The sequence below is a fragment of the Calditrichota bacterium genome (assembly GCA_013152715.1).
Lineage (GTDB): Bacteria > Zhuqueibacterota > Zhuqueibacteria > Thermofontimicrobiales > Thermofontimicrobiaceae > 4484-87.
Window position 1 is genome coordinate 1 of sequence record JAADFU010000002.1, and the last position, 14,544, is coordinate 14,544.

A 14,544-nucleotide genomic window follows, 5' to 3' on the forward strand; every position below is an offset into this window, starting at 1 on the left:
CCTGCCGTTTGCGGCGTTTTTGGCTCGAAAATTACTGAAGAACCAGTGTTCGGCGAGATCGGATCCAGCGTGCCGGTAACGCCCCAGGTAGCAAAAACATCATGGGAATAATTATCATAATTGTCAAACCCGGCCGCGTACAGCGTGAGTTTATCTTTTGAGGTCAGAGATGTGGCGCCGATTTCCTGACCGGTACCGCCGGCGGCATCCATTATTTTCAAATAAGAAACCTGCGCTGCATTGACATTAAAATAATTAGACTGCCCGAATTTGCCCAATTGCGTCGCGCGAATGTAAACATTTTGTCTCTTTTTAGTAATGGTGATTTGTCCGGCCCATTCCCCATTGATGAAATTAGTGGTTGCCGAGGGACTGATCGTACCGGTGTTGTCCGTCAAAGAGACAGTGGAAAAGAAAGACGTCACCGTATTTTCCATGGAATCTTTAGCGGCAATCGTCACCGAGAAAGGTTGACCAGCGATTTGCGGGGAAAAAATTTCAGACAATGCAAAATGATCAAGCGCGCCCGGAAGCACATTGAACAAATTCGACTCGCCTGATTTTCCTATTCCAGACGCAAATATGCGGTTGTAAGAATATGTTTTCGTAATTTTGACGGTGCCGCTCCAAATGCCGTTGGAGAAAGCAGTCGTCGTGGCCGGCGTAATTGTGCCGGTCAAATCTGTCAGCGAAACGGTGCCGGTAAACGTGGGCACAAGATTTCCTGTTCCGTCAATTGCAGAAATTGTAACGGAAATGGGCACGCCCGCCGTCTGCGACGTGCCGATCACTGAAAACTCAAAATGATCCACGGTTCCGGCTTCGACGTCAAACACGTTGGAAATGCCGGATTCTGTGCCATTGGTTTTTACCACAGAAATGCGATTGTTATTTTGCGCCTGACTGACGACGACATTTCCCGACCATGTTCCGTTCCCAAAATTTCCGCTCCTCGTCGGAGACACACTTCCGGAAATATCAGAAATATCCACCGTTCCCGTAAAAGCATCGACAACATTTTCGTACAAATCCCTCGCCGAAACCGAAAGCAAAAATGGCACTCCCGCGAACTGGTCTTCGAGGGGAGCAATTGTGAAATGATCCAGCGCTCCCGACTGAACGTTGAAATCATTGGAAACGCCCTGTTTCCCGCTGCCGGTTGCTGTAATGCTCACGTCATTCTGCTTTTTTGTAATGGAAACGTTTCCCGTCCAGACGCCGGCAGTGAAATTCCCCGTCGTAATCGGAGAAAGGGTTCCTGTGTTGTCCGATAAATTTACCGAAGAAGTGTAGTTCAAAACAGTATTTTCGTAAACATCTTTTGCAGTAATGGTAAGCGAAAAAGCGGTTCCTGCCACCTGCGGCGATCCGATGCTGCTCAGTTCAAAATGATCCAGAGAATTGGGATTGACATCGAAAGCGTTGGAAAATCCGGATTCACCCAGCGCCGTTACCGTGATTTTGTCGGAAACATAGTAGCCGGTGATTGTGACCTGTCCCGTCCAGACGCCGTTCACGAAATTTCCCGTGGTCTGCGGGGAAATTGTTCCGCTCAGATCGGACAGATTTGCCACACCGTTAAAATTTGTTACCGTATTCAAATCCGCATCTTTGGCGGTAATGGTGACAGAAAAAGGAACACCGGCAGTTTTCGGCGAGCTGATTGTGCTCACCACAAAAGTATCAACCCGGGAAGAAATGACGTCGAACGAATTCGACTGTCCGGTTTCGGTGCCATTGGTTCGCGTCACGGTGATGACATCGCCGCTGTTGGCCTGACGAATCATCACATTTCCCGACCACACACCGCTGATGAAATTATTGCTAATCTGCGGCTCGATGGTTCCGGAATTGTCGGAAATGTCGACAGTGCCGGTGAATTGTGTGGCAATGTTGGCAAAATTATCCCGCGCTGTTACGGTAACCAAAAAAGATTTCCCTGCCTGCTGAGTACTCACGGGATCCAGATCAAAACTCGCCAAGGCGCCTGGATTGACATTAAAATAATTAGAAATTCCTTGCTTACCGTTGTAAGCCGCTGTAATGCGCACATCGTTTTGCGCCTTGGTAATGGTCACATTTCCGGTCCAGCTTCCGGCGCTGAAGTTTCCCGTTGTCGCCGGAGTTAACGTGCCGCTATTGTCAGACAAATTTGCTGCATGTGTGAAAGAGGTGATTTTATTTTCATACGCGTCACGGGCAGTAATGGTAATCGAAAACGCTGTTCCGGCTATTTGCGGTGAATTGACCGGCTGAATTTCAAAATGATCCAGCGCATTGGGAGCGACGTTGAAATAATTGGAAACACCGGACTCGCCCAGCGCATTCACAAAAATCTGATTTGAACTGTATGATTTCGTAATTGAGACCTGGCCTGTCCAGACGCCATTGGAGAAATTTCCCGTGGTTTGCGGTGAAATTGTCCCGCTCAAATCCGACAAATTTGCCGTGCCGGAAAAACTGGTCACGGTATTCAAATCCGCGTCTTTGGCAGTAATCGTAATCGTGAATTGCGCCCCTGCCGTCTGCGGAGATGAAATCGAGCTAATGACAAAAGTGTCCACCTGACTGGAAATGACGTCAAACGCATTGGATTGTCCATTTTCCGTACCGCTGGTTCGCGTCACAGTAATGACGTCGTTGGAAGTCGCCTGCCGCACCAGCACATTTCCCGACCACATTCCATTGACAAAGTTGCTGCTCACCTGCGGCTCGATAGTTCCGGTCAAATCCGACAGATCGACGGTTCCCGAAAAATCATCCACCACATTTGCCTGGGCATCGCGCGCCGTGACCGTCAGCAAAAACGGGACGCCGGCTTTTTGAGTGCCCAAATTTGAAACATCAAAATTGGCTAAAGCGCCAGGGTCAACGTTGAAGTAATTTGACATCCCCTGTTTTCCGCTGTAGCTGGCAGTAATTCTCACGTCAGTTTGCGATTTCGTTATTGTTACATTCCCTGTCCAGACGCCGGAGCTAAAATTGCCTGACGTCACCGGTGAAATCGTGCCGGTATTATCGGACAAACTAACCGGCGCCGTGTGGCTCGTTACGGTGTTTTCGTAAACATCTTTTGCTGTAATTGTGACGGAAAAAGCCGATGCGGCTGTTTGCGGAGAATTAATCTCCTGAAAACTGAAATGATCCAGCGTCGCCGGAGAAACAGTGAAAGAATTGGACACTCCCACGTGGCTGGCATCGGTAGCGGTTATCTTGTCGGCGGAGTAACTTTTGGTGACGACAACATTTCCCGTCCATGTTCCGCCGGAAAAATTCCCGCTGTTCACCGGTGAAATCGTGCCACTCAAATCCGACAAAGAAACCGTGCCCGTAAATCCTGTGACTAAATTATTTGAAGCGTCCTCAGCGCGGATGGTCACAGAAAATTGCGTTCCGGCGGTTTGATTACCGATGGTTGAAATTGCAAAATGATCGACATTCACAGAGACCACATCAAAATTGTTGGAATAGCCGTCTTCGCTGCCACCCTGTCTGACAACGTGAATCCGGTCGCTGGTGTACGCTTGAGAAATGGTTAAGCTCCCGGACCACTGTCCCTGAGAAAAACTTCCGCTGAGCCCGGGCGAAATCGTTCCCGTTAAATCTGAGATCGTTACTTTTCCGGTAAATTGTGCGGCAGTGTTGCCGTATTGGTCTTTGGCAATTACTGTAATGGAAAATGGCTCGTTCGTCGTCTGGGTGCTGACGGCGCTGATTTCAAAATGATCGAGCGTTGTCGGGGAAACAGTAAAATTATTCGACGTTCCGGCTATCGCACTGCGTGTGGCACTAATTTGGTTGTCAACCTGACTCTGCGTAATGGTAACATTTCCGGTCCACGTTCCCGACGAGAAATTTCCCGTCACAGCCGGTGTCAACGTTCCGGTCAAATCTGACAAATTCGCGGTATTGGCAAAACTGGTAACAATGTTTTCGTAAACATCCCTTGCTTCAATGGTCAGGGAAAACGGTTGTCCCGCTGTCTGGGGGCTGGAGATTGTCGCAAAAGTGAAATGGTCAATGCTCGCGGATTGCACAGTGAAAGCATTGGACTCGCCCGATTTTCCTGCCCCGGCAACGGAAATTTTATTATTGGAGAATGATTTCGTTACCGTCAGATTTCCCGTCCACGCGCCGCCGGAAAAATTTCCCGTAACCGTGGGCGACAGGGTTCCGGTTAAATCGTACAAATTAACAGTCCCGGTGAAATTCGTCACTGTCTGGTTATTGGCATCCTGAGCCGTGATCGTTACAGAAAATGGCGTCCCGGCAGTCTGCGGCGATGAAATTGCTGAAATTTGAAAATGATCCACATTTCCCGCGACAACGTCGAACAAGTTCGACGAACCCGTTTGTGTCCCTCCGGAACGCGTAACGGTGATGCGGTCGCTGCTCATCACTTGTGTGATCGTTACAGCGCCGCTCCATTGTCCCTGATCAAAATTTCCGCTCGCCGTCGGGCTGATCGTGCCGGTTAAATCGGTGATGTCCACGGTTCCGCTAAAATCTGTTACGCGGTTGCTGTAAAAATCCAAGCCCGTCACTGTAATTGTGAACGACTCTCCCGCTGCTTGCGTGCCAATTGTGGAAACTGAAAATCTTTCCAATGGCGCCGGCACAACATTAAAATAGTTGGACGCGCCTTGTTTTCCGCTGCCCGAGGCGGTAATTCTCACGTCAGTCTGACTTTTGGTGATACTCACGTTTCCTGTCCAGACGCCATTGCTAAAATTCCCGGTTGTTACCGGCGAAATTGTCCCCGTATTGTCGAATAAATTCACCGGCGTCGTGTAAGTATCCACTAAATTGCCGTAAGTGTCGCGCGCGCGAATTGTAATCGAAAATGGCGTGCCTGCAATTTGAGGGCTTCCGATGGAGCTGATTTCAAAATAATCCAGCGCTGCGGCGTCAACATCAAAATTGTTTGAAGTTCCGGTTTTGTTGCCGCTGGTGGCCGTGATGCGATTAGATGGTTGGCTCTGCGTAATGGTCACGGTTCCCGACCAGACGCCGCCGGAAAAATTTCCCGTTACACCGGGATTTACCGTACCCGTTAAATCCGACAAACCAGCAGTACCGCTAAAACTACTTACCGTGTTATTGTTGGCGTCCATCGCGGTGATTGTGATGCTAAATCCCAGACCTGCTGTTTGCGGAGAGGCGATCGAATTAAACGCAAAATGATCCAGCGGCCCGGGCTGCACATTGAAAGCATTCGACTGACCGGACTCGACTTGAGTAGATGTGCGCACTACAGTAATTTTGTCCCCCGACTGCGTGGTTGCAATGGTTACATCGCCAGTCCAAATTCCCTGTGAAAAATTGCCGCTCACCGTGGGAGAAATTGTTCCGGTTAAATCGGAAATATCAGCCGTCTCGGTGAAATTCTCCACCGTATTTCCGTACTGATCCTGAGCCGTCACTTGAATTGAAAACGGCGCGCCGGCGGTTTGGTTGGCGATAGTGGAAATGGAAAAATTTGCCAGCGCCGCCGACTGCATGTTGAATAAATTTGACGAACTAACAATCGCGCCATAAGTAGCAATAATTGCCACATCTTTTCTCGCCTGAGTCATGGAAACATTTCCCGTCCACTGACCGGCGACAAAATTTCCCGTAACTGTGGGCGAAATTGTGCCAGTGCTGTCAGACAGATTCACGATGTCAGTGAAATCTGTTACCTGATTTCCCTGCGCATCAGCGGCGGTGATGGTTACAGAAAAAGCGGCTCCGGCGGTTTGCGGGCTGGAAATTGTCTGAAAAGTAAAATGATCCAGACTCCCGGCATTGACGTTGAAATTGTTCGATGTTCCGGCGATATTCTGATACGTTGCAGTAATGTTGTCGTTTTGGTAGCTCTGATTAATCACGACGGTGCCGCTCCAGACGCCTGACGAGAAACTTGTCGTCGTGGTTGGCGACAGCGTGGCGCTTAAATCCGAAAGAGTTACTGTATTGGAGAAAGTTTCGACCGTGTTACCGTAATTGTCCACAGCAGTAATTGTAATCGCAAAACCAGCACCGGCAGTCTGATTACCGATAGGCGCAAAATTGAACGTCGCCAGCGAGCCATGTGTGACAGTGAAATTCGCTGAAGTTCCGGAATCTATTTGTGTGTCATCGGAAAGGCGGGTTTCCATTTGCACTTGGTAAGTCGTAGCGGCAGTCTGATGATTTCCGACAACGGCAACTTTTAAACCGACGGCAGTGTTTCCCGCAATGACTGAACCGGTGCCGTCTCTCGTAACAAAAATTGTATCACCGGACACCGTTGTGGTCAAACCGCCATCCAGTACGCCCAAGTCTGTTGATTGCGCCAGCTCAGCGCTGGTCAAATCAAATCCCGCGGGAAAAATGATCACAACTTTTCCGTCCGCAGGAATTCCCACGTCCACACCGTTGCCGGTGGCAGAAGTTGTGAAACCAAAAGTGTAAATTGTCGGCGCACCGGCGGCGTTATTGCTGGGAGTAACAGTCACCGAAGTGAGTTGCCCTGCCAGCGTCATTTTTGCAAAAACAACTATCAAAAAGATTGCTAACGAAAATATTCTTCGCCCGTTCATGTATGCCCTCATCTATGTTCATATTTTCATTTTCGGAAAGAGTTGGCTGAAGTTCATGGGTGTGAAATGGATTAGTCTGTGCCAGGATGCAATTTTTTCTCGTTGGGTGCCATCTCTAAATTTTTCTAAAGCTTAATTCAATTTTGTTACAAAAAGTATGCCTTTTTCGCGCCACCCCGAGAATTTATGTTAATTGTCTAATTTTTAAAAGCTAAACGTAGCGCCCAAATTAACAACCTGTAACTTTTAGCCAGCGCCATCTGTGCAAAGCTGGAACAGTTGAGCGACTTTCGGGCGATTCTGATCATCTGCGCGCCTCAGATAAATTTCTTAAAAAACAAATATTTTGCCGTGCGCTAAATCACGTTTTCCGGCTAAATTATCTTAATCCAGACGCGTCTGCTCCGCGGTCCGTCAAATTCGCAGAAAAATACCGATTGCCAGGTGCCCAATTTTGCTCTGCCATTTTCCACAATCACTGTCTCGGAGCAACCCACAAGACTCGATTTAATGTGCGCCGCGGAATTTCCTTCGCTGTGATGATAGCCGTCGCTGAGGGGAATCACTTTGTTGATTTCAAACAGAAAATCGCGCACCACGCTCGGGTCAGCGCCTTCGTTGATGGTAACCGCCGCTGTGGTGTGCGGAATAAAAATTTCACAAATCCCGTCTTTGATGCCGCTTTCCTCGATAGCGCGATTCACCAGATGATCAATTTTCACCAGTTCGGTTTGAGAATTCGTTCTTACGTTAAATTCAAACATCCTGTCCATTATGTTTTCCTCTTTTTTTTCTTTGCCGCCGGAAATAAAATGTTATTCAAAATCAAACGATAGCCAGGAGAATTTTTGTGCAGCGAAAGCTGCGTCTTGGGATCGCCGACGAAATGGCGATAATCTTCCGGGTCGTGTCCCCCGTAAAAAGTGAATGTCCCCTTTCCTAAATTCCCGTGTAAATATTTGACCTGCTCCGTACCTTCGGTCTCCGCCATGATGACCACAGACCTTTTGATGAGACTTTTTCTGAAGCCGGTCGTCTGCCCCATAAATCCCTTGATTACTGAAACGTGGCACTGAGTGAGCATGGTCGGAACCGGGTCGTATTTGGCGGAAAATTCAAAAAGCGTGAAATAGTCCGTGGATTCGTCGCGCAAAATCGGATTGTTGCTCGGCGGAATGTCGATGTCGGAATATTCGTAAACCAACGGATCCGTGATCACTTTGAAATTCTGAAATGCGAGACATTTTGAGTAGTCCAATTTTTGCTGGAAATTCGGGTCCACCGGATCGCCGTCAAAAACCGCGGCGCAAATATCGGTGTTCGCGGCCGCCAATGCAATATCATAAGTGTCCGTGCCGGAACACATGGCAAACAAAAACCCACCGCGCAGAACATATTCCTTGATCATTTTCACCACGGCTAATTTTAATTGGGAAACTTTTTTGAATCCCATCTCGCGCGCCATGGCTTCGTTCAATTTGACCGTTTCCACATACCACGGCGTATTACGGTAATTTCGATAAAATTTTCCGTACTGTCCCGTGAAATCTTCGTGATGCAAATGGAGCCAATCGTATTTGTCCAGTTCTCCGGTCAGAACTTCCTTGTCCCACAATTTAGCGTAAGGAATTTCAGCGTAATCCAGAGCCAGCGCTACGGCGTCATCCCATTTGGTCTCGCGTGGTGACTGGTAAACGGCAACCGCCGGCGCTTTTTCCAGCAGGACAACGTCCATGTTGTTTTGCTCAATTTCTGCATAAATCCTCGCTGCAGCAGAGCCGGAAATCACCGAATAAGAAACGCCGCGGATACGCAATTCCCGTTCCACATCCGGGTTAAAATCAATGAAAAATGATCCGCCGCGATAATTCAGCAACCATTCGACTTTCAGACTTTTCTCCAGCGCCCAGTAAGCCACGCCGTACGCTTTCAGGTGGTCGTTTTGCTTTAAATCCATGTACACGAGTATTTTTTGCGCAAACGCCAGCCCTGCGAGAGTGAAAATTATTATGATTGACACAACGAAAATCCGCAACACCTTTTTCAGCATGACGCCCTGCCCGGTTAATTTATTTTCTGTTCTTCTATCCGACGAATTTTTTCCCGAACTTCTTCGAGATAAATGGAATCGGGATAATTCACCAACACGTGCTCGTACGCTTTCATCGCGTTTGTTTTGTCCTGAAATCCCTGCGCGTAAATGTCGCCAATTCGTTTTTGCGCCAGGTCCGCCAGCAGACTTTGCGGCACTTCCTCGATCACACGCTCAAAATCAGAAAGCGCAGAGGCATATTTTTTATTTTGAAAATGAATTTCTCCCAATTTGACAAGGATGCGATCTTTCATTTGCGCCCCGTTTTTCGATGTGAGCATTTTCTTCAAAATATCAATCGCCCGAGAAAATTCTCTCTGCTCCGTTTTCAGTTCCGCACGCGCAAAATTTTTCAACACTTCTTTTTGTTGACTATTTTCCTGAATGAGCATGACGTACTCAATGGCATCGTTCACAAAAAGGCCCTCATTCTTTTGCGGCACAAAAATCGGCGCATCAATGATTTCCTGAAAAATCTTTTGCGCGGCGTCAAATTCCCCCAACCAAAAATTTACCCGCGCTTGGTTAAATTTGGCTCTCATGCGATTGGTCTTCCTAAGGTCTGAGCGCTTCAAAATTTGCCCGAACCATTTCAGCGCCGGCTTCAGTTCATCTCTTTGAATGTAACAATCCCCAATGCGAAAACGCGCCTGAATGTCCAGGGAATTCGCCGGCTTCAAATTTAGTACCCGGCGAAATGATTTTTCAGCCCCCACCGGATCGTTCAAATCCTCCAACTGAATTTCCCCGATACGAAAATAGCACGTTTTTTCAATCTCCCGGTTCTTCCTTTCAACCGCCACTCTTTCATAGTGAGCGATGGCTTCGGGAAATTGTTTCAACCGTCGCAGACACTGGCCTATGCCCAATTCCGCGCTTGCGGCGTACGAAGATTTCGGATAACGCTGCGCCACCAAGCGAAATCCTTGTAACGCATATTCAAAAGCACCGTCATTCAGGGCATTTTGGGCGAACTGATACAATTCTCGGCCTAATCGGTTTTTTTCTGATTTTTTTCGAGTCAAAATATATTCGTCAATCGCAGTGTATTCGCTCAGCGCCGCCTGATAATTTGCCGTGCGGAAATAGGATGCTGCCAGCAAATGCCGGAGCTGCACGTTTTTGGGATTTTTTTTCACCCGCTCTTGCAAAATTTTAACAATGTCCTCGGCATAGTCGGGATTTGACGCCAGAGAGATGATATTGGATTCAACAAAAGAATATTGTTTCGGGAATGCTTCCAAATAGCTCAAATACTGTCGCGCGGCATTGAGATAGTCCATTTGCGAGCGATAAACATTTGCCATGTCGATTAAAAAAAGACGTTTATTTTTCAATCGTTTTTGTCCCAAACGATAAACTTGGATCGCCCGATCGAATTGCGAATTCTTCTGCATCGCCAACGCCACAATTTGATAACTGCTCTGGCTTTTAGGTCTGGCCGCTAAAATCTGATCCCAGACAGCAAATGCCTCATCTTCCCGCCCCATCTTGAAATAAACATCTCCCAAATCCGCTTGCACCAAATCTGATTTTGTGAATTGGAGCATCTGTTTGACCGTGCTCTCCGCTTCAGCAAAACGCCCCAGCCGAATGAGATTGTTCAACACGCCGCGATAGTAATTGATATTTGTCCGCGAGTTATTCCACAATTGCCGATACACATCAAGCGAAAGGTCGAACCGGCCTATTTGTTCAAGATTTCTCGCCCGCAGCAAAAGCTGCTCGTTATATTTTCGCTGGGCATCATTTTGCTGAGCCAACGAAACATTTGCCAGCAAAAGCAACGCGCTAATTATGATTCGGAATTGTATTTTCATCGGCCGCATTTTTCTTGATTAGTGCTTCAAAATATTTTTTAATTAATTGCTGATAATCTTTGGAATAGCCTTCTTTCAAAGCGCGTAACAAATCTTTTTGCATGGACTGCATTTTTTCTCCCAGATTTGCCGGTAATTTTCCCGGGTTCACCGCCGGATAAAATTTGCCCGTTTCAGCGCGCCGCTTGCGACTGAAATCCTGTCGCCGCGCTGACCGCTGTGCATCCAAAAGCCGTTGCAAAATTTTTTGCTGGCGCTGAATAGTGTGCCTGTTCACTCTCTTTGCCTGCAAATCTTTCACAACATCATCCATCTGTTTTCCGATGCCGTCTAATCTGCCTAAAATATCTGATCGTTCACCAAATTCTTTTTGCAGTTGTTCCATCGTTTTGCGCAACGCCTGTTGCTGTGCCGCCAAACGAGCCATTTGCGCCTGTTGACTCAGAGAAAATGGAATTTGTCCCGGTCCCATTTGCAAAGTCTGCTGATTGATGCCCTGCTGCTTGCCAGACATTTGCGCTAATTTTTGCATCATCTCTTCCAGTCCGGTAGCGGACTGCGCATTCGCCAAATCTTTCATGGCAGACATCATCTGTTTTGCCGCATCGTTCAAACTGAGCATTGCGCGCTGCTGATTTCTGCCGCTCTGTCCGATATTTCTCTGCTCGAATTGCGACAGCGCCTGAGACATGAACTGCATCGCCTGGCCCACAGCGCGCGCCATTTGCGGAGAGACAAAAAATGTTTTCTGCGACAAACCAGCCATTTTGTCTGCATTGCGATTCACCGCATTCAAAATGTTTTGCTGCTGATCTGCGATTTTATTCAATTGCGGACTATTGGGACTCAATTTCTCCGTTTTTTTGAGCAATTGTTCCTGGCGGTCAGACAGCAAAACAAAATTATGAGTCAGACGCCGCAGCTCGCGCATGATTTCCCGCTTCTGTTTTTGGATCATTTGCTGCTTCGCCTGATTCATGTTACTCAGCATGTTAGAAAGAGAATTCATCGCCTTCTGCGAACGACTTTGCGCTTCCTGCTGATTTCCCGCGCGCAACTGTTTTCCGACCTGACTCATGTTTTCCAGCAAACCTTCTCGCTTCGCCTGCTCCAACAATGCCTCAAGCGCCTCGTCCGGCATGTCCGGAAATTCTTTCATGGCGTCTGCCAACTGCTGAGTGTCGTCCATCAGGTTGCTGGTTTTCTCTTTCGCCTTTTGCTGATTCTGACAAATTTTGTCGGTCTCGTTCTGGTCAATATTTTTGTTAAGCTGCTCACTGATTTTTTGCTGTTCATTGATGAGTTGCTCCATTTTGCGCGCCAGCTCATCCATCTTTTGTTCTATTTGAATGCGTTTAAAAATTTCCAGCGTTTTTTCAATATTCTTTAAAAATTCTTCCTGAGAAAAATTCAACTGCTCCATCGCCTGTTTGATCAGTTCAGGGTCCATTTTCTCAGCCGCTTGCTGCAATTTCTTCAGCGCCTCTTTCAATTCATCGGTCAAAATCTCCTGCAATAAATTCTGCAACTCTGCGTATTTTTTCAACGTTTCCAGGCTGACGAGATCATTTTTCTCCATGCGCTCAAGCATTTGATCCAATTGCTGCTGCACTTCCGCGAGCGATTTTTCTACATCTTTCTGATTTTTCAGCACATCGTTGACTTGCTGCTTTTGCTCCCATTTCATTTCGGGATTTTTCTTCAGCTCCTGCACCAATTTGTCAATGTCCTGCTTGAGCGCTTTGCTTTTTTCGTACAAACCCTCGACGCTCTGATAAGTCTCCTCCTGTTCGGAATTTGCCGCAGCGTAAATTTCTTCCAGCGTTGGAAATCTCGCGGAATAAATCATCGATTTCATGCTTTTGGGACCGGAAATATCGTCGTTGTCAAAAACCTCGGCAAAATAACGCACGATATCTCCGGGAAACAAATTCAACGGAGTCAATTCCCAGACAAAGTCATTGAACAATTTTGTCTTTTGAAAAACCTCATATTTCAGCGGCAAAAACTGCCACGTTGTGTCTTGGTTGGGCGAATCAGAACGAAGAATTTTGTAGCCCAAGCGCAGCGCTGTAAATCCGAAATCATCCTCGGCCTCGATTTGCAGCGGCAGCACTAAATCTTCAGACAAATCTACGTCCTGGCCGGGTACTTTAATCGTGATCGTGGGATAGACATCTTCAATGATGGAAATGCGATACCGGATGGGATCTTTATTTTCCATTTCCTCGGCATCTTTCAGACGAATAAAATAAACCCCCGAATCGCGCACGCGAAATCCGCCCTGAGCGCGCATTCCGGAGAGGGACAAAGAAAATTCTTTTTTTTCATTCAAAACAATCTTCGCGCTTGTCAAAATTTTATTCGCCGCGATTTTCAACGAAGCGTATGAACCGCGCAGACAACTAAAGTCACCGACATTTTCTTCCAACGGCGTTGCTTTCATTCCCGAATATGTCGGAGGAATAATTGTCACCTTGAGCTGCCGAATCAACGGTAACTCCACAACATCGAGTTGAAAACGGGCGCTGTTGTTCTCTTTTGCCGAAAAATAATAAATTGTCGTGTCCTGAATGTGCGGAATGGTGTAGTAAAACTCACTTCCGTTTTTGGCAGTCAACGGATATTCCTGGTGAAACGCGCCGTGGATACCTTCCAGATGCAGGGAAATTTCATCAATTCGCTCCCCCGTCACTCGCGCTGAAATGGCGACAGATTCATTTTTTATGACCCGCCCGTTACCTGGCGTTACTTCAAAACTAATTTTCGGCGCATTTTTGAATGGCGTTCGCGGATGCAATAACCGATTTGCAGCACTTGAAAACGAAGAAGAAAAAACGATTTGCAAAAAAAGAAAACCGACCAGTGCAATTGACAGAAACTTTCCCCACTGCATCGCCGGACGCCAGGAAACTGCCTCGAGGAATTTTTTTTCTTTTGTCTGTTCGTAAATTTCTTCAACGCTCAAATCCGTCAGCTCGGACGACAGACCAAGTTCAGCATCGTCCCGCAGCCGAAAAACCTGAAGCGCATTAGCAAGACGATCGGAAATGCCGGGAAAATGACCCCCGATTTGCCGGGCAACTTCTACATCCTTGGGCTTATTTCGGGCCAACACAAGCGACAGCAAAGGCCTAATCAAAAAATAAACAGCCGCGGCCAATGCGCCAAGCACCAATACAACCATCAGCACGGTTCTTCCCATCGTGTCAAAACGGAAGACTGACTCCAAAATCTGCATCAGCAAAAAAGCGAGTGTAAGAAGAAAAACGAAAATAATACTACTTTTGACAAGCTCAATGATTTTGCTTTTCCGCCGAACCGCGCCGATTCTTTCCAATAAATTTTGATATTTTTCCTGAACAGTCATCTCTCCCCTAATGCGTGAGCGCATAAACAATAATGTTGGTGCCCATTTTGAAAGCCTCTCTGCGAACTTCTTCCGGATCGCCGTGAACTTCTGGATCCACCCAGCCGTCTGAAATGTTTGTGTTGAAAGAGTAAAACACGACCATTCTGCCCTCATGGAAAAAGGCATACCCGTGAGGCGGACCGCCATAGTGTTCGTGAATCTTGGGCAAGCCGCTGCTAAATTGAAACTGGCAATGATAAATCGGATGACTGAACGGCAGCTCGACCAGTTCTTTGTCGGGAAAAACTTTTTTCATCGCTGCGCGAAAAAATTTATCCATACCATAATCATCGTCCGCGTACAAAAAGCCCCCGTGCGTCAGGTAATTTCTCAATCGTGCTGCCTCTTCGTCAGAAAACTCGATTCTGCCGTGGCCTGTCATAAAAATAACGGGATAAGAAAACAATTCCTGATCCATAATTCCCACGCGTTGCTCATCTTCAGCCACTTGCAGCGTGGTGTGCTGTTTCATGAATTGAAGCAAGTTTGGTATGGCTGACGGGTCATTGTACCAGTCGCCGCCGCCGCGATATTTCAACCGCCCCACAGTAAACTTGCTGGACGGCTCGCGCAACTGAGCGAACAGAGCCGGCGCTGAAAACAAAATTAACAAGGCAACAATTGTCTTTTTCCAATGAATAGACATTGACAACTTCT

General features: G+C 47.3%; 6 protein-coding genes. All 6 read right to left on the reverse strand.

The features are described 5' to 3' along the window. On the reverse strand, positions 1–6,563 hold a 6,563-nt coding region (locus tag GXO74_00195; protein NOZ60077.1), incomplete at its 3' end, for a hypothetical protein. A 374-nt stretch (positions 6,564–6,937) separates the two neighbouring features. Continuing rightward, positions 6,938–7,327, reverse strand: coding sequence for a YjbQ family protein (locus GXO74_00200; protein ID NOZ60078.1), 390 nt, complete (start codon positions 7,325–7,327; stop codon positions 6,938–6,940). An 8-nt stretch (positions 7,328–7,335) separates the two neighbouring features. Beyond that, positions 7,336–8,613: a deoxyribodipyrimidine photo-lyase gene (locus GXO74_00205; GenBank protein NOZ60079.1), complete on the reverse strand. Its 1,278-nt coding sequence runs from the start codon at positions 8,611–8,613 to the stop codon at positions 7,336–7,338. 14 nt (positions 8,614–8,627) lie between these two features. Then, positions 8,628–10,475 (reverse strand): tetratricopeptide repeat protein, encoded by a 1,848-nt coding sequence (locus GXO74_00210; protein ID NOZ60080.1) that lies wholly within the window; start codon positions 10,473–10,475, stop codon positions 8,628–8,630. Next, complete coding sequence (locus tag GXO74_00215; GenBank protein NOZ60081.1) at positions 10,447–13,845, reverse strand: hypothetical protein; 3,399 nt, start codon at positions 13,843–13,845, stop codon at positions 10,447–10,449. The genes GXO74_00210 and GXO74_00215 overlap by 29 nt, the downstream gene beginning before the upstream one ends. Positions 13,846–13,852: 7 nt before the next feature. Continuing rightward, positions 13,853–14,533, reverse strand: coding sequence for a DUF4159 domain-containing protein (locus GXO74_00220; protein NOZ60082.1), 681 nt, complete (start codon positions 14,531–14,533; stop codon positions 13,853–13,855). Positions 14,534–14,544: the final 11 nt, after the last annotated feature.